At 63.8% G+C, this 17,161-nt stretch carries 11 protein-coding genes and 1 rRNA gene; 5 read left to right on the top strand and 7 right to left on the bottom strand.

Translation table 11 applies throughout. The features are described from left to right. Positions 1-14: 14 nt before the first annotated feature. Positions 15-296 (top strand): hypothetical protein, encoded by a 282-nt coding sequence (locus AC07PQ_RS08605; protein WP_223815824.1) that lies wholly within the window; start codon positions 15-17, stop codon positions 294-296. Positions 297-472: 176 nt separating this feature from the next. On the opposite strand, the gene yfiB is transcribed toward AC07PQ_RS08605, so the two are convergent. Genes yfiB through yfiR form a run of 3 tightly spaced genes read right to left on the bottom strand, consistent with a single transcriptional unit; the run spans position 473 to position 2,824 of the window. After that, the gene (yfiB, locus tag AC07PQ_RS08600; RefSeq protein WP_493185339.1) at positions 473-976 is read right to left on the bottom strand and encodes an outer membrane lipoprotein YfiB; all 504 of its coding nucleotides are present in this window, start codon (positions 974-976) and stop codon (positions 473-475) included. Between the two features lie 4 nt (positions 977-980). Continuing rightward, positions 981-2,249, bottom strand: a complete 1,269-nt coding sequence (dgcN, locus tag AC07PQ_RS08595; protein WP_493185338.1) for a diguanylate cyclase DgcN/YfiN — start codon at positions 2,247-2,249, stop codon at positions 981-983. After that, complete coding sequence (gene yfiR / locus AC07PQ_RS08590) at positions 2,246-2,824, bottom strand: regulatory sequestration protein YfiR (protein WP_007922153.1); 579 nt, start codon at positions 2,822-2,824, stop codon at positions 2,246-2,248. Before yfiR ends, dgcN begins: the two co-directional genes overlap by 4 nt. A gap of 322 nt (positions 2,825-3,146) precedes the next feature. Here yfiR and AC07PQ_RS08585 point away from each other — a divergent pair, with 322 nt between their 5' ends. From AC07PQ_RS08585 to AC07PQ_RS08570, 4 genes are all read left to right on the top strand, one after another. Beyond that, on the top strand, positions 3,147-3,998 hold the full coding sequence (locus AC07PQ_RS08585) for a sugar phosphate isomerase/epimerase family protein (protein WP_493185337.1): 852 nt from the start codon (positions 3,147-3,149) through the stop codon (positions 3,996-3,998). A 12-nt stretch (positions 3,999-4,010) separates the two neighbouring features. Continuing rightward, on the top strand, positions 4,011-5,069 hold the full coding sequence (locus tag AC07PQ_RS08580) for an isopenicillin N synthase family dioxygenase (RefSeq protein ID WP_493185336.1): 1,059 nt from the start codon (positions 4,011-4,013) through the stop codon (positions 5,067-5,069). Positions 5,070-5,112: 43 nt separating this feature from the next. Further along, positions 5,113-5,910 (top strand): ABC transporter substrate-binding protein, encoded by a 798-nt coding sequence (locus AC07PQ_RS08575; protein ID WP_007922149.1) that lies wholly within the window; start codon positions 5,113-5,115, stop codon positions 5,908-5,910. Positions 5,911-6,008: 98 nt separating this feature from the next. Then, positions 6,009-7,550, top strand: a complete 1,542-nt coding sequence (locus AC07PQ_RS08570) for an amino acid ABC transporter permease/ATP-binding protein (protein WP_493185335.1) — start codon at positions 6,009-6,011, stop codon at positions 7,548-7,550. Between the two features lie 29 nt (positions 7,551-7,579). Here the strand turns inward: AC07PQ_RS08570 and recD are convergent, their stop codons facing one another. The 4 genes from recD to rrf form a co-directional block, all read right to left on the bottom strand. Continuing rightward, complete coding sequence (gene recD / locus AC07PQ_RS08565) at positions 7,580-9,649, bottom strand: exodeoxyribonuclease V subunit alpha (protein WP_007922147.1); 2,070 nt, start codon at positions 9,647-9,649, stop codon at positions 7,580-7,582. Beyond that, a complete protein-coding gene (recB, locus tag AC07PQ_RS08560) occupies positions 9,646-13,338 on the bottom strand; it encodes an exodeoxyribonuclease V subunit beta (RefSeq protein WP_493185334.1) in 3,693 nt (1,230 codons plus the stop codon). Before recB ends, recD begins: the two co-directional genes overlap by 4 nt. Further along, positions 13,335-16,787 (bottom strand): exodeoxyribonuclease V subunit gamma, encoded by a 3,453-nt coding sequence (recC, locus tag AC07PQ_RS08555; RefSeq protein WP_493185333.1) that lies wholly within the window; start codon positions 16,785-16,787, stop codon positions 13,335-13,337. The genes recB and recC overlap by 4 nt, the downstream gene beginning before the upstream one ends. A 163-nt stretch (positions 16,788-16,950) precedes the next feature. Then, positions 16,951-17,066: ribosomal RNA gene (rrf, locus tag AC07PQ_RS08550) — 5S ribosomal RNA — on the bottom strand. Positions 17,067-17,161 lie beyond the last annotated feature (95 nt).

The raw sequence follows: 17,161 nt of genomic DNA, 5'->3' as shown, positions 1-17,161 counted from the left end.
AAGAGAAGCTTTCTATGACCTGGAATACCGAACACCGAATTTATCGGAGTGGACGCGGGGGCCTATTTCCAGGCGAGGCGACATCTGATTTTGGTCACATTTTTCCAGATGCAGGGTTCTTCATGGAGTTCTATTGGTGGAGTGATACGGGCCGTAATCATTGCGTCAATATCACCCCTAAATGGCGAAGAACGGATATTTACCTCGACCTAAATGGCAATATTGATACCAGCCCAGAGAGCGGCACGGATACGGATCGCTTGAAGAAGTGCACTACGGACCCTGCTGATCCTTAAGAACTCCAAGCATCACCACTATGAGCTCACCCTGCCAGCACCACTGCAAGATCCACTCGGCACAGCCTGGTCCTGCTATCGCGAAGACCTAGCGGATCACCCTGCTGTGGGATCCGCAGTGTGAAGGAAGAATCAGGGCCTGCTGGCAAGACAGACCCGGTGATGGTCTTCGCCCATCAGTCGGCGATGACCACAATCGAGACGCGACGGTTTTCGGTACGTCCGGCCACCGTGCTGTTGGAGGCCACCGGCTCGCTGCTGCCCAGGCCGCGCAGTTGGATGTTTTCTTCGCGCATGCCCGTGGCTACCAGTACCTTGCTCACGCTTTTCGCCCGGCGCAGGGACAGTTGCTGGTTGTAGCTTTCCCTGCCGGAGCCATCGGTGTGGCCATCGACCCGGACCTTGTCGATGTGCACGCTGACCAACGCCTTGCCGATATGCTCAACGATGCCGGTGCTCGCAGCATTTAACCTATCGATGTCGCTGCCGAACAGCACCTTGCCGGACAGGCCGAAGGCCCAGCCCTCGTCCGTCAGCTCAAAGCCCTCCTGCTTGAGCACCGCCACTTGCTGCGGAGTCAGCCCCTTGGGCGGCACGCTCTGGCAACCGGTCAATGAAAGCAGCGCCAGCAACAGGCCGGTGATGAAAAGTCGCAAGAAAGGTCGAGTCAGTGAAAACAAAGAATTAGCTCCTGGATTGAACGTGAACGACAGGGGGCTCCGACCCCGCGGTGTGCTGCCCCCCTCGAGAGACACGCTTGGCCTGATACATCGCCGCATCGGCGGCATTGAGCAGAGCACCCGGGGTGGTGCCATGATCAGGGTAGACGGCAATACCGATACTGAGTGAAGTCAGTACCGAAGTACTGCCTGGCAAGGCAATCGGCATCTCCATGCTGGCGATGATTTTTTCGGCGATACGCTCGGCATCCTCGATGCGGTGCAGCGGGGTCAGCAGAATGGCGAACTCGTCGCCCCCGAGGCGCGCCACCAGGTCTTCCTCGCGCAACTGCGCGCGCACCCGCGACGCCACTGCCATCAGCACCGCGTCGCCGGCGGCGTGACCGAAGTTGTCGTTGATGCCCTTGAAACGGTCACTGTCGAGAAACAGCACCGCCACCCGTTCGTTGAGCTTGCTGGCGCTGCGCAGCGCGCGGATCAGCCGGCCCTCGAAAAACGCCCGGTTCGGCAACCCGGTCAAGCTGTCATGGCTGGCCTGGTGGGCCAGGGTTTCGTTTTCACTCTGCAAGTGGGTTTGCCAGGCTTCCAGCTCATCGAGCAGGGCATTGAAGTCGTTACCCAGGTTGTCCAGCTCGGCAATTTCCGCCGGCGGCACCCGTACGTCGAATGCCCGCTCGCGGCGCGCGGCATGGGCCACATCGGCCAGGCTGCGCAGCGGCCCGGTAATACCGCGCAACTGCCGGCGCGCCAGGTACAGCGCCACCCAGGCGCTCACCGCGATACACAGGATAATCCCCACCAGCCCACTGAGCAGGAAGCGCAGCAGGCTGCCGCCGTGCCCGGTCAGGGCGATGCTGCCGATTTCCTGGCCCTGATGGATGATCGGCACGGTGATGGGCTTCTCGAGAAAGGCCCGGGCGATCTGCATTTCCAGATCGGTCAGCAAACCGATTTCCGGCCGCACCCAATGGGCCAGCACACGCCCCCGGGCATCGAGTACCTGGGCATCGGCCACCTCTTCGGTGGAGGCAATCAGGGCCAGGGCTTCGGTCGCCGCGGCGCTGTCGTTGAACACCACCGCCGCTTCGACCGTGTAATTGATCGAACGCGCGATCAGATGCAGGTTGTGATCGGCATACACCCGCAACGCCAGCACCCCGAGCAATGTCAGGGACAGGCTGGCCATGGAAATGGCCAGCAGGGCGACAATCAGATTCCCGCGGCCAATGACCGAACGCAATGTAGGGCGAGCAGAGGATTTGAAGAAGCTCATGGCGCCGCCGGTCGACGACGGGAGAGTTGCAGCACGCTCGGATGAATGCGCACGCCGCTGCGGGCCACCGAATCCAGGTTGACCTCGAATGACACCTGATTGTCACTGACGCGCAGGCAGAACAAGCTACCGACCGTGCACTGGTCGCCGCCCTCGCTGATGCTCAATACCGGATGACCGACCAGGGAAGTGAACAGGCGGGCGCGCTGGTCGTCGGTCAGCTTGCCGATGTACACCGCATCGCACTCGCTGACGATGGCCGGGTTGTCGGCCAGCAAGCGCCGCACCAGAACCGTGCGGCCCGTGGCCTGGGTCGTGCCCTTGACCAGGTCGTCGGTGTATTCGGTCGGCCCCACCACGCACAGACGCAATTGCGCCGGCTCCACCGGCCAGCGCGCATAACTAAGAATCCCCAGCACCACTTGAGTCACCGCCTTGGCGCGCTGGTCTGCCAGGCTGGTGGCGGCAGGCTCGGGTTGCGCGACGGCAAAAGTGCTCAGCAGACAGACCAGGGCGGACAGCAGTATCTGCCTCCAGCCCGAAAAGCGCTCTGTCGCCGAGACAGCCACGTTCATGCAGGGATTCTCTTTGATCTTCATACAATGATGCCGCAACGATAGCACAGCCGGTGAAACCGCCGCGAGGTTCCCAGGTATGGGTAGCAGGCTATTGGTTTAGAAAAAAATGAAGTAACGATTTGAGCCTTCCTATTCTTCATGCCTGCATCGCCTGCTTAAGATCGGCGCCAGAGAGCGAGCCGCCCAGACCGCCCTCGGTGAGACCGGATCCGCAGAGACCCGGCTCAAGGAATGTCTTTTGCTACTGCCCAATATCGCCGCTTCGGCCCAGTGCCTTTGCGGTGCCATGAGTAGCCCAAGACATCTTTGAGGTTAGCCGATGCAACTGGAAATATTCCGCACACTCTGGGGCTATACCGCCAGCCCGGCCCAGGCCCGCGACGAGCTGCTGGCCGCCGGCTTCGACGGTATGGAAGCCCGCCTGCCTTTGCAAGCCCGCGAACGCGGCGAATTCGGCACTTTCCTGCGGGACAATCGCCTCGCCTACATCTGCACGGTTTTCACCGCCTACGACGTCCTGCCAAAACAGTCGGCCGCGTTCCAGGAACACCTGCTGGACCTGGAGCGCAAGCTCGCCTGGGCCGCCGAACTGGCGCCGCGCTTCGTCAATCTGCTGGCCGGCAACGACCGCTGGCCCCTGGCCCAGCAAGTGGAGTTCTTCGGCCAGGCCATGGAGCTGGCGCGCAAGCATGGCCAGTTCTGCAGCTTCGAGACCCACCGCGCCCGTTCGCTGTTCAATCCCTGGGTCACCCTGGAGCTGATCCGGCAATTGCCCGACCTGCGGTTCACCAGCGATATCAGCCACTGGGTCGTCACCTGCGAACGCCTGCTGGATGACCCCTTCGATGACCTGAGCGCCTTCGTCCAGCGCGTTCACCATATCCAGGCCCGGGTCGGCTATGACCAGGGGCCGCAAGTCCCACACCCCGCCGCCCCGGAATATGCCCGTGAACTGGCGTTCCACCAGCAGCACTGGGAAGCCATCTGGCATTCGCAAAAGGCCCGTGGCTACCAGGTCAGCACCCTGACCCCGGAGTTCGGCGCCGACGGCTACCTGCATCACCTGCCCTTCACCAACGTGCCGGTGGCCGACCTCTGGTCGCTGAACCAGTGGATGGCCAGGGCCGAGCGCGAACACTTCGACCGCTTCACCCACTCAACCCGTCCGTGAGGTTCTTGCGTCATGCCCGATAAAATCGATAACCCCCCGGCCAAGGCCAACTTCAAGCACATTCCGGTGGTGGACATCGCCGGCCTGTTCAGCATCGAGCTGGAGCACCGGCTGGCCGTCGCCGAGCAGCTGGGAACGGCCGCCAGCGAAGTGGGCTTTCTCTACATCACCAGCCATGGCATCGACCCGCAGTTGATCGCCGGCCTGCGCCAGGCCGCCAGGGACTATTTCGCCCAGCCCCTGGACAGCAAGATGCAGCACTACATCGGCACCTCGAAAAGCCACAAGGGTTTCGTCCCCGAGGGCGAGGAGGTGTATTCCAAGGGCAAGCCGGATCACAAGGAAGCCTTCGACATCGGCTTCGAAGTCGCGGCCAACGATCCCCTGGTCCTGGCCAACACGCCGCTGCTGGGGCCGAACGAGTGGCCAGAACTGCCCGGCTTCAAGGAGGCGGTGCAAGCCTATTACGCGGCTGTCTTTGCCCTCGGCAGGCGCCTGTTCGGCGGGTTCGCCCTGGCCCTGGGCCTGGAGGAAAACTATTTCGACGCCCTGGTCACCCGCCCGCCTTCCAAGCTGCGCCTGATCCACTACCCGTTCGACGACGCGGCCCAGGATGCGCCAGGCATCGGCGCCCACACCGACTACGAGTGCTTCACCATCCTGCTGGCCGACAAGCCGGGCCTGGAAGTGATGAACAACCTGGGCCAGTGGATCGATGCCCCGCCGCTGGCCGACGCCTTTGTGGTGAACATCGGCGACATGCTGGAGGTGATGACCGCCGGCGCCTTTGTCGCCACCGCCCACCGGGTACGCAGCGTCAGCGAGGAGCGCTACTCGTTCCCGCTGTTCTACGCCTGCGACTTCCATACCCAGATCAAGCCTTTGCCGCAGTTCGCCAAGGCCTCGGACGACTACGAGCAGATCACCATCGGCGAGCACATGTATGGCCAGGCCCTGCAGACCTACCAGTACCTGCGCACGCGCGTGGAGAACGGCGAGATCCGCCTGCCGGAAAAAGCCCGCAAGCCTTCGAGCTTCGGCCACCTGAAACACCAGTCGCAAGCGTCCTGACCACCCTTTTGCCCTTTGCTTCCATCCCCTGGAGAGACCCACGATGCTTAACAAAAACAACGTTGCTCGCCTGACCCTACTCACCGCCGGCCTGTTGTGCGCCACCGCCGGCCTGGCCTCGACCGCGACACCCGGCCAGCTGAAGATCGGCATGGAAATCACCTACCCACCGTTCGAGTCCTATGACAGCGAGAAGAACGTGGTCGGCTCCGACCCGGAACTGGCCCACGCCCTGGCCAGGCACCTGAACGCCAAGGCCGAGTTCGTCGACACCAAGTTCCCCAGCCTGATCCTCGGCCTCAACGCCGGTCGCTACGACGCGATCATTTCCGGCATGTACATCACTCCGGAACGGCAGACCCAAGCCATGACCATCGCCTATGCGAAAACCGGCGCGGCGATCATGACGTCCAAGGACAGCGGCCTGAACCCGCAAACCCCTGAAGACCTGTGCGGCCTGAAGGTCGGGCTGGAACAGGGCACCACCTGGGTCAGCCAGTTGCAGAAGCTCTCCAGCGACTACTGCGTGCCGAACAACAAGGGCGCGATCAGTGTCAGCGAATACCCCTCGGCACCTGAGGTGACCCAGGCCCTGCTGTCGAAGAACATCCAGGCCCAGGTGGAAATCGCCGGCGCGGCGAAGATGATCGCCGAACGCACCCAGGGTCGGGTGGTGGTCACCAGCCAGCACCTGATCTATCAGCAAACCCTCGGCATCTTCGTCAAGAAAGGCAACGACGCCACCTACAAGGCGCTGCAGGAAGCCTTCGCCGAGAGCCGCAAGAACGGCGAGTACGCCGCGATCCTCGGCAAATACAACCTGGAACCGGTGACTGACTGACAAGCCACTGCGGCGCAGGGATGCGCCCGTGACCGGCCCCCGATCGAGCGCGCAGCGCCCGTCCTGATGCCTGCGATCCGAAGCCGCCCGAGGTGTTTATGCAATTCGACTGGTTCTACTTCATCTCCCTGTTTTCCCTGCCCAGCTTCTGGCACGCCTGCGTCACCGTGGTCCAGCTCAGCGCCCTGGCCTGGTTCATCGGCATGCTGCTGGGCTTTTTCCTGGCCTCGGCCAAACTCTCCACGGCCGCCTGGATCAGAACCCCGGCAGCGCTGTACATCTGGTTCTTTCGCAGCATTCCGCTGCTGGTGCTGGTGGTCTTCGTCTACAACCTGCCCCAGCTATTTCCGACCACCGGTTCGGTGCTGTCCAACCCCTTCTACTCGGGGCTGCTCGCCCTGGTGGTGACCGAAGCGGCGTACATGGCGGAAATCCATCGCGGCGGGCTGATCTCGGTGGCCAAGGGGCAGAAGGAAGCCGGCCGCGCGCTGGGCATCGGCCTGATCGGTCTGCAGCGGCTGATCGTCATCCCCCAGGCCTTCCGCATTTCCCTGCCGACCCTGATCAACGAGTACATCACCGTGGTCAAGCTGACTTCGCTGATCTCGGTGATCTCCCTGACCGAACTGCTCACCGTCGGCCAGCGCCTGTATGCGCAGAACTTCCTGGTGATGGAGACCCTGGCCGCGGTGGCGGTGTACTACGTGCTGATCGTCACCCTGTTCGCCTGGCTGCTGCAGCGCCTGGAACGCCACCTGGACCTGAACCTGCGCACCCCACAAACCCTGGATGACGCCGGCACCGAGCGGCTCCGGCAACAGGCACAACCGCAGCACAGCCGCCCTCGCCCACGACCGGTAGCCGGCAGCGCCCCGGCCCTGCAACTGCAAAACATCCACAAGCGCTACGGCGATCATCAGGTGCTCAAGGGCGTCGACCTGAACGTCGCCAGTGGCCAGGTGATTTCCATCATCGGTCCGTCCGGCTCGGGCAAGACCTCGCTGATCCGCACCATCAACGGCCTGGAGCGCATCGACCAGGGCGAGATCGTGCTGTTCGGCAACAGCTTCATCAGCGCCGGCGACAACCTCAACAGCCCGCAGGTGCGCGAGGGGGTGCGGCACATCGGCATGGTCTTCCAGAACTTCAACCTGTTCCCCCATCGCAGCATCCTCGACAACATCTGCCTGGCGCCGCATTACCACGGCAGCAACAAAGCCTTGAGCGAGCAGCAGGCCTACGCCTTGCTGGACAAGGTCGGCCTGCTGGCCCACGCCCACAAGTACCCGCACCAGTTGTCCGGCGGCCAGCAGCAGCGCGTGGCGATTGCCCGGGCCCTGGCGATGGAGCCGCAGATCATGCTTTTCGACGAGCCGACCTCGGCCCTCGATCCCGAGCTGGTGGGCGATGTGTTGAATGTGATCCGCGACCTGGCCCGAGAGGGCATGACCATGTTGATCGTCACCCACGAGATGGACTTCGCCCTGTCGATTTCCGATCGGGTGATCTTCATGGAGGGCGGCAATATCCAGCTGGACGCCAGCCCGCAAGCGATCCGCGAAGAAGCGGCGGGGGAACGGGTCAGACGCTTCATGGGGCTGGAGCAGCCAAGCGCAACGGCGCTGGCCGCGGCGCTCTGATCGAGTGCCGAACGCCAGTGACCCGGCGTTCAACCCAGGTCGAGCATCAACCCGCTCAGGCGCTTGACCTTGCGCCGCACCGCCTCTTCGAACACCCCGGCCCGCGGCTCGATCAGGCTGAACCAGTCCTTGGCCCGGGTGATACCGGTGTAGATCAGCTCCTTGGTCAGCACCGGGTTCAACGCCTCGGGCAGGATCAGCGCGGTGTGGGCGAACTCCGAGCCCTGGGATTTGTGCACGGTCATGGCGTACACGGTTTCCACATCGTTGAGCCGGCTCGGCAGCACGAAACGCACGCCTCCCTGGCCGTCGTTGCGCGGGAAGGCCACCCGCAGCACCAGGCGTCCGTCTTGCGTGCCTTCGTGCTCGGGCAGTTTCAGGGCAATGCCGATATCGCCGTTCATCAGGCCCAGGCCGTAATCGTTGCGGGTCATCAGCACCGGACGACCTTCGTACCACTGCTGATCGCTTTCGATCAGCCGCGCCTTGAACAGGGCAGCGGTGATCCGCTGGTTCAACCCCTCGACACCCCAAGGCCCCTTGCGCACCGCGCAGAGCAACTGGAACTGGTCGAAGGCCAGCAGCACATCGCGGGCCCAGGCGGTCCAGCGCGGATCTTCCAGCGCTGTATCGGCAGGCGGGCGCTGGCCGCGCAACAGGCTCAGGTAATGCCGGTAACCCTGCGGCCCGTCGCCGTGGCCTTCCAGCAGCAAGCGCTCCAGGGCGCGGTCCTGCTCGCCCTTGAGGCTCAGGCCATACAGGTCGGCGTGGCTGCGGGCAGCCAGCAGCCGGCGCGCTTCCTCGGCCTGCTGCTGGTTGACCCAGCGCGCCAGCTGGCCGATACCGCTGCCTTCGCCGAAGCGCCGGGAGTGGCGCAGCATCACCACCTGCTGGGCCAGCGGGTGAGTGCCGGCGTTGTCTTCCTGCAGTCCGCTGTCCGCCAGTTGTTCGCCGCTGACGGCCTCGAGCCAGCTGCGGGTCTGCGGGCTGTACCAGCCGGCCTCAGCATCGCGGCACAGGTCGCCAAGCACCGCACCGGCTTCCACCGAGGCCAGTTGATCCTTGTCCCCGAGTAACACCAGGCGCGCGTGCACCGGCAGCGCATCGAGCAGATTGGCCATCATCTCCAGGTCGATCATCGAGGCTTCGTCGACCACCAGCACATCCAGGGGCAAGCGGTTGCCGGCGTGATGGCGAAAGTGCCGGGTTCCCGGACGATTGCCCAGCAGGCGGTGCACCGTGGTCACGTCGCTGGGGATCTTCTCGCGCACACTGTCGTCGACCGACAGGGAGCGCACTTGCAGGCTGATGGATTCGGTCAGGCGCGCCGCCGCCTTGCCCGTAGGCGCGGCGAGGCGGATGCGCAAAGGCTTTCCGGCTTCGACAGCCGGGGCCTGGAGCAAGGCCAGCAGGCGCACCACGGTGGTGGTCTTACCGGTTCCCGGCCCGCCGGTAATGATGCTGAAGGCGCCTCGGGTGGCCAGCGCACAGGCAAGCTTCTGCCAGTCCACCGGCCCCGCTGCCTTGGCCGCACCGAACAGACCGCCGAGGCGCTCGGCCAAATCCGCGGGAGTTTCCTCCTGCACCGCCAGGCGCTGGCGCAAGGCATTGTCGATGCGCCGCTCATAGGCCCAGTAACGGCGCAGATACAGGCGCTTGCCCGACAACACCAGCGGCCGCTGGCGGGCCTGCTCGCTCTGGTCGGCCGCCAACGCCACCAGGCGACTGGCCGCCAGGGCCTTGCACCAGTGTGCGCCGTCCAGCGTCGCCAGCACCTGCGACGGCAGTACCGCCGCCGTGCTTTGCAGGTCGCCTTCCGGCGGCAGGGACAGGGCGAAGTCCGGCTCCTTGAGGGTTTCGAACAGGTCCAGGCAAACATGCCCGTGGCCCAGTTGATGGCTGGTCAACGCCGCGGCCATCAGCACCAGTGGATCGCCTTGTGGCTCCAGTTCATGGAGGAAGCCTACGAAAGCCTTGTCCAGGGCGCGCAACCATCCGCGCTCGACCCAACGATCGAGCAACAGCAGCAAATCGCCGGCCCGAACCAGGGGCGCCAGGTCGGGCTGGGGTTCCAGCGGCGTGAGCAGATCCTCGATCACAGCAATACTCCCTGTTCCCACACCGGCTCGGCCCTGGGCTGCTCGGGTTTGCCCTGGAACAAGCGGTCCAGGCGCTCGATCAGCTCACGGGGTGGCCGGGTGAAAAACACGCCGCGGCTGGCCGAGCCCGTGCCGCGCAAGAACAGGTACAGGGCACCGCCCATGTGCCGGTCGTAATCGTAGTCCACCAGGCGCGCCCGCAACTGGCGATGCAGGGCCAGCAGGTACAGCACGTATTGCAGGTCGTAACGGTTGTCGAGAATCGATTGTTCCATGGCCTGTTCGGTATAGGCGGCGTCATCCACGCCCAGCCAGTTGGATTTGTAGTCGGCCACGTAATAGCGCCCTTGATGCTCGAAGGTCAGGTCGATGAAGCCCTTGAACATGCCATTGAGCAGTACCGGTTCGGCAGTCACCCGGGGTACGCCTTGATGGGTGTACTGGCGCACCAGTTCGTCGAGCTTGAGCACATCGACCTTGTGGCTGGCGAACCAGAACTCCATCTCGACCCGGTATTGGCTCAACTGCGCGAGCACCACCGGCGGTCGCCCCGCCCCGGCTGGCAAAGGCAGTTGCAACAGATGCCGCAACCAGTCGCTCAGGGTCTTGATCCAGCCTTGCCAACCGCGGCGATTACAGCGCCGAGCGATGGCGTCCTCGATGGCGACGGGGTCGGCGGCGAACCCCTCGTCACCGGCCCACTCCAGCAGGCCGTGGAGGAAGGTCCCCGGGTTCGGCCCACGGGGGAAGCGATGGATGTCCGCGCCGCTGGCCACGACTTCACGCGGAGCATCGGGGTCGAGGCGTTCATCGTCGAAGAGTTTCTGCGCCTGCGGGCTTTCCGGCGCCTCGGTATTGCCGGCCCCCAGGCTGTCGCTGATGCGCAGAGCACTATAGGACGCGATCCACCAGTTCTCCGCGGCGCGCCGCTTGGGAGCCAGGGGCGCCAGCAGGGTGGCGTCGTTGCGCGGCGGATGGAAGCGGCTGTCGGAGGCGCCGGGCATTTCGCTGACACTCATGGCCTCGCAGCCTTGTTGCAGGTCTTGCAGCCAGCGCGCCAGGCCACTGGACTCGTTCAACAACGCACCGCCGCCCAACAGGTAGCCCAGGGCCGAGAGGTGCAGCACCGAGCTGTTGTGGTTGCCGCGCTTGAGGTCGGCGGCACCCAGCCAGCAGGCATGCTGCGCGCGGGTCAGCGCCACGTAGAGCAGGCGCAGGTCTTCGGCCAGGCGTTCGTCGTCGGCCTGGGCAATCAGCTCCGGGGTCGGCCGCAGCGTCACCTGGGCCTTGCCCGACTCGTCGTGGTAGTGCAGCGGCAGACGACTGCCATCCACCGGCTTGGCCGAACAGATGAACGGCAGGAACACCAGCGGGTACTCCAGGCCCTTGGATTTGTGGATGGTCACCACCTTGACCAGTTGTTCGTCGCTTTCCAGGCGCAGGATCTGCTCTTCGCCAGCCTGCCCGGACAAGGCCAGGTGCTCGGCCAGATGGCGGATCAACGCTTGTTCGCCGTCCAGCTCGGCGGCCGCCTGCTGCAACAGTTCGGACAGGTGCAACAGGTTGGTCAGGACCCGTTCGCCATCGCTGCGGGCGATCAGGGCCTGGGGCAACTGGAAGTCATGCAGCAGGCGTCGCAACATCGGCAGCACACCCTGGGTACGCCAGATCAGGCGATAACCGCGGAACTGCATGACCCGGCTCTCCCAGGCCAACTCGTCCTGGTTCAGGCGCTCCAGCTCAACCAGCGGCAGGTTCAGGGTGATGGAGGCCAGCGCGGCGCGTAGTGGACGCTCGATATCCGGCTCGGCACAGGCCTTGAGCCAGGCCAGCAGGTCGTGGGCCTCCTGAGCGGCGAACACCGAGTCCTTGTCCGACAGGTACACGCTGCGCACCCCGCGCGCGGCCAGTTCGCCGCGCACGGCCTGGGCCTCCTTGCCATCGCGCACCAGGATGGCGATGTCCGCCGGCAGCAGCCCCTTGAAGGGCTGGCCGTCGCGGGCGAAGCCGGTGCTGGCCTGCTGTCCGCCGTTGAGCAAGGCGACAATTTCGCTGGCGCAGGCCGCCGCCAGTTGCTGCCGATACAGCGCACCGGAAATGGCTTGCTCCGTGGACAGGTGCCAGACATTCAGCGCCGGCACCACCTGCCCTTCTCTGTGTAGCTGCTCCTTGCGCCCCTGGGAGGCCACCGACAGGAACGGCACCGGGTTCTCTCCGCTCTTTTCCCGGAACAGGAACGCGCCGCGTCCCTGTTCACGGGACTCGGCACGCTCGAATACATGGTTCACCGCCTTGACCATGGCGTGGCTGGAGCGGAAGTTGGTGCCCAGGGTATGCAAGCGGCCGCTGGTGGCCTGGCGAGCGCGCAGGTAGGTGTAAATGTCCGCCCCACGGAAAGCGTAGATCGCCTGCTTGGGGTCGCCGATCAGGAACAGCCCGGTCTCGGGGTTGTTGTCCTCGATGCGGTAGATGCTTTCGAAGATCCGGTACTGCACCGGGTCGGTGTCCTGGAATTCGTCGATCAGGGCCACCGGGAACTGCTCGCGAATCAGCGTCGCCAGACGCTCGCCACCCTCGGCCTGCAACGCGACGTCGAGGCGCAGCAGCATGTCGTCGAAGCCCATCTCGGCACGGCGGCGCTTCTCCTCCTCGAAGCGCGCGCCGACCCAACGCGCGGCGTGTTGCAACACCGCAGCGTCGGGGCTCGGCAGGGCATCGAGCGCGACCTTGAGCCCGGCCATGGCGTCCAGCGCGGGATGATCCGGCGCATCGCCTTTCCAGGCCTCGGCCATGCCTTCGGGGGTCAGGCGGCTGAAGCCGGTACCGATATCCAGTTGTTCTATGGACTCGTCTTCGGCCCAGGCGGTGATCTTTTCGAACCAGGGCTCGAAGTAGCGCGCCTGCATCTTGCGGCCATCGACGGCCTTGCTGGCGACGCCTTGCAAGCAGATCTCCCGCAGTTGCTCAGCCCATTGCCGCCAAGGCGCCTTGAGCTGCACCAACGCCGCGCGACGCTCCAGCAAACAGGCTTCGATCAACTGCGCCGGCGTCTGCTCCGCGTCCACTTCTCGCTCGCTGCCAAACAGCGCGCACACCCTGGGTAGCAAAGCCGCGGGCCCACCCCAGTTGGCCCGTACCCAGTTCAGCGCATCGCCCTGCATCGGGTAGCAAAACAGCCGCCAGTAGTCGCGCAGCACTTCGCCCAGCAGATCGCTGTGGTCGGTTTCCAGGGTCTGGGTAAACAGGCTGCCACTGTCGAACGCATGCTCGCGCAGCATGCGCTGGCACCAACTGTGGATAGTCGAGACCGCGGCCTCGTCCATCCATTGCGCGGCGATGTCCAGGCGGCTGGCACAGCCCGGCCATTGTTCGGCGGCGAACTGATCGCGCAACTCGGCGATCAGCGCGTCGGGCGCGGCGGTTTCATCGCGGAAGAAGCGTGCGGCTTCAGCCAGGCGGGTGCGGATCCGCTCACGCAGTTCCTTGGTCGCCGCGTCGGTGAAGGTCACCACCAGAATCTGCGGCGGCAACAACTCGCGACCGAACCCGGCCGGCTCGCCGCCGTGCCCCAGCACCAGGCGCAGGTAAAGCGCCGAAATGGTAAAGGTCTTGCCCGTACCGGCGCTGGCTTCGATCAGTTGGCTGCCTCGTAGCGGGAACGCCAGGGCCAAAGGTGCTTGCCGGGTCATGTGTCAGCCTCCCCATTGGCCGCGGAGCGCCAGGGCGCCTGTAAGAGTGGGCGATACAACGCATCAACCCAGCCGCTGAAGGTTTCGTCGGCGATCAACGCGTTGTAGTCCGGGTACTGGCGCGCCAGGGCCGGGCTTTCCCGACGTTCGCCATCGCTGGTCTGGCCGTCGCCTTCATAAGCTTTGCGCGCCGCCGCTTCGGCCTTGCCCGGATCGCTCTGGCCCAGCCAGGCAAAGGCGGTTTTCACGGCTACCGGCAACGGCTGGCACATGCCCGCCTGCCAGGCCAACAACAGATCGCCCAGGCTTTGCAGCGCCGATTCGCGGTCCAAAGGCGGCAGCAACAAGGTGTCGTCGCTGGCCACCAGCGCGGTGGTCAAGGTATAGCCGCTGGCACAGGCCACCAGATGATTGACCCAGGGCCGGGTCAGGCGGTGCCATTTGCGGGTCTTGGGCGAGCCGATGCTATTGGGGATGGTGGTGACCGACAGCAACCCGCCGTCGCTACGTTGGTGCAGACCGCTCAGCCAGCCTTCGAGTTTCACTTCCTTGAGTTCAAGGGTAATCGGCAAGGCGCTGGTGACCGGCGTTGGCCATAACTCCAGCAATTGCCGATAGCGCATCAACAGATCTGGCAAGGGCTCGATCAGCTCTCGTTGCAGGCTCTCGCCAAAACCGGCCATGGGCAACAAGCCGCTGGCCTGTAGCCGCTGTGCCTGGGCCTGCAGGGCCTGGTCCGAATCATCGGCGCAGTTCAACGCCGCCTCCAGCAGGCTGTCGCTCAGGCTGTAGCGTTGCAGCGCGTCGAGTACAAAGGGTTCCTCGTCGGCCAATGGCGCGTCGGCCGCCTCGAAGAACACCTTGAGGCGCTGACTGAAGAAATGCCGTACCGGGTTACGCAGGAAGTCCTGCAACTGCCCCAGGCTCAACGGCTCCTCCTGGGCATAGGGCGCCAGAGGTTCAAGCGCTTGAGGAGCCGCTTGGGTCTGGTGCAACAGCTGCCACTCACGGGCATAGCTGAACAGCCCATGGCCTTCATGGAAATAGCGGGCACTGAAAGGTTGCAGTGGATGCTCCTGGGTCATGGCGTCGAGCAGATCGTCCTGGTCATTCGCCAGATTCCAGCCACTGGCCAGGTGATCGCGCAACTGGCCGATCAGCACCGAGGCCGGGCGTTCGCTGTTGTCGCGAATGCTGCGACCGACCCAACTGACGTACAGCTGATCCCGCGCCGAAAGCAGCGCCTCCAGCAGCAGGTAACGGTCGTCTTCGCGCCGCGAGCGGTCGCCGGGCCGGTAGTCGCTGCCCATCAGGTCGAAATCCAGCGGCGGCTGCGCCCGCGGGTAGTCGCCGTCGTTCATCCCCAGCAGGCATACCAGCTTGAAGGGAATCGCGCGCATCGGCATCAGCGTGCAGAAGTTCACCGCACCGGCCAGGAAACGCTGGGACAAGCGGCCCTGGTCCAGGCCAGCCAGCCAGGCTTCGCGGACCACGGTCAGCGGCAGCTCATCATGCAGGCCAACCGATTCGCAGGTTTCCAGCCAGGTTTCGCGCAAGTCTTCGAGTTGGCTCAGCAGGTAGTCATCATGCTCGGTACTGGCCAGGAAGAATTGCTGCGTAAGTGCTTGCAGGCGTTCGCCCCACTGTGGCGGCGAAGCCGGTAAAGTGAGGTTCTGATACGCCATCTCCAGGGCATCGAGCAGAGCCACCAGCGGCCCGATCAGTGCCGCATCCAGGCCACCAATCTCGTCGTAAGGCTCGATCCCCTCGCAGGCATCGGAACGTCCCACGGCGTAACCCAGCAACATGCGGCGCAGGCCGAAACGCCAGCTGTTCTGCTCCAGTTCCTCCGGCAATCCCAGGTCGGCCCGTTGTTCGGCGTTCATGCCCCAGCGGATGCCGGCGCCTTCGATCCAGCGATGCAAGGTCGGCAGATCGGCCTCATCAACGCCAAAACGTGCGCGTAATGCCGGAACATCCAGCAGATCGAGGATTTCGCTGACGGGGAACCGGCTGTCCGGCAGCTTGAGCAGATGCTCCACGGCAATCAGCAGTGGGTCGCGGCCACGTTGCCCCTGGTCTGTCAGGGTGAATGGAATGAAACGCCGATCGTCACGCTCCAACTGGCCGAAGACCGCGCGAATATGCGGTGCGTAACTATCGATATCCGGGACCATCACGATCACATCCCGCGGACGTAATTCGGGGTCCTCACTGAAGCGCGCAAGCAGCTGGTCATGGAGAATTTCCACTTCGCGTTGGGCACTGTGGGCAATGTGAAAACGGATCGACTTGTCCTGTTGCAGATCGACCGCCGGCCACAACTGTCGGGTCTCCTCCAGCGGGCGCAATTCGAGGATATCGTCCTGCAGCTGATTCAGCAGGGTCTGCGGCTGACTCTCGCTGAACAGGTCGATACGGCCGTCGCGAAAGGCCGAGCGATAGCTGTTGGGATCGTCGTAGCTGTCGAGCAGGTTGATGTAGTCACGGCCCTGCTTACCCCAGGCGGCAAGCAGCGGGTGGGCATGTTGATGCAGGGTCTGCGGATCGAGCACCGCGGGCATTCCCGTCTTGCGCGCCTGACGTTTGTATTGATGGCGCAGCAGGTCCTTGTCGGCGACGATATCCGCCCAATGGTGACGACAAGGGTTGTGTACACACAGCAGGACCTGGCTGAAGCGGGCCAGTCCGGCCAGGGCTTCCAGGGCTTGCGCCGGCAGGGAGGAAATCCCGAAAACGATCACTCGTGAGGGCAACCCTTGTGGCGCCGTTTCCAGGTTGAGGATTCGTTCGATGAAACGTTGATGAACGCCGGCGCGACTTTGCGCCATGCCCGCCTCTCCCACATCCAGCAACAACGCCCGCCACAGTTCGGCCTGCCAGCAGTTGGCGGGGGTCAGGGCCTTGGCTTCGCCTCGAGCACTGCGTAGTTGATGCCTGCCTGCGGCCCAGTCTTCCAGCCAATCGGCGCGATAGACCTGATATTGGTCGAACAGGTCAGCCAGGCGCTCGGCCAATTGATAGCGCTTGCGCAGATCCGTGTCGTGAGTAAGGAAACGGCGTAGGGGCTCGAAATGCGGCTGATCGATCAGTTCGGGCAAAAGCCGCATCAGGCGCCAGGTCAGCGGTGCTTTATCCAGCAGGGATTTGGGCGGGATCTCATCGCGTCCCAGCACCATGCGATAAAGCTGCCACATGAAACTGCCGGGGAGCTGCACATCGATGGCAGCAGCGATGCCACAGCCGCCCATGCCGTCATCCTCGGAGTCCTCAGCCAGGGCCAGCTTCAGCCATTGGGCAATGCCATTGCTCTGGACCAGGGCGATCTCATTCTCCAGCGGCGCCAAGGGGTAACGCCGCATCCAGCTGACCACCAGGCTGCGCAACTCGTCCAGGCGGTTACCGTGAACCACCATAAAACCAGCGCTGAGGGACGTGGCGTCCGGCATAAGGGCTTCCTTGGAAAATGCAAAAGCTAGGGCCGAACCTTAGCACTGTCACGCAGCGGTGACAGCTGAGAGGACCAACGTGAGTGTTGCGAGGAATGAGGCATTTTTTGTCGCACAAAAACAAAACCCCAATTGCTTTCGCAATTGGGGTTTCGGAATTTAATCTTGACGATGACCTACTCTCACATGGGGAAACCCCACACTACCATCGGCGATGCATCGTTTCACTGCTGAGTTCGGGATGGGATCAGGTGGTTCCAATGCTCTATGGTCGTCAAGAAATTCAGTGTGCCGACGCGTCTTTCGACGCTTCAGCAAATTGGGTATGCGATAGTTTGTGTGTTTTCTCGAACTTTCGGTTCGTTTCGTCTTCA

It is taken from the genome of Pseudomonas sp. GW821-FHT09E12 (genome assembly GCF_059416085.1).
This window is presented reverse-complemented; position numbering and strand designations above follow the sequence as displayed.

What these genes read in the sequence shown, in the direction of transcription:
- AC07PQ_RS08605 (WP_223815824.1), top strand. Translation starts at nt 15, where the DNA reads ATGACCTGGAATACCGAACACCGAATTTATCGGAGTGGACGCGGGGGC.
- dgcN (WP_493185338.1), bottom strand. Translation starts at nt 2,249, where the DNA reads ATGAGCTTCTTCAAATCCTCTGCTCGCCCTACATTGCGTTCGGTCATT.
- yfiR (WP_007922153.1), bottom strand. Translation starts at nt 2,824, where the DNA reads ATGAACGTGGCTGTCTCGGCGACAGAGCGCTTTTCGGGCTGGAGGCAG.
- AC07PQ_RS08585 (WP_493185337.1), top strand. Translation starts at nt 3,147, where the DNA reads ATGCAACTGGAAATATTCCGCACACTCTGGGGCTATACCGCCAGCCCG.
- AC07PQ_RS08580 (WP_493185336.1), top strand. Translation starts at nt 4,011, where the DNA reads ATGCCCGATAAAATCGATAACCCCCCGGCCAAGGCCAACTTCAAGCAC.
- AC07PQ_RS08575 (WP_007922149.1), top strand. Translation starts at nt 5,113, where the DNA reads ATGCTTAACAAAAACAACGTTGCTCGCCTGACCCTACTCACCGCCGGC.
- AC07PQ_RS08570 (WP_493185335.1), top strand. Translation starts at nt 6,009, where the DNA reads ATGCAATTCGACTGGTTCTACTTCATCTCCCTGTTTTCCCTGCCCAGC.
- recB (WP_493185334.1), bottom strand. Translation starts at nt 13,338, where the DNA reads ATGACCCGGCAAGCACCTTTGGCCCTGGCGTTCCCGCTACGAGGCAGC.
- recC (WP_493185333.1), bottom strand. Translation starts at nt 16,787, where the DNA reads ATGCCGGACGCCACGTCCCTCAGCGCTGGTTTTATGGTGGTTCACGGT.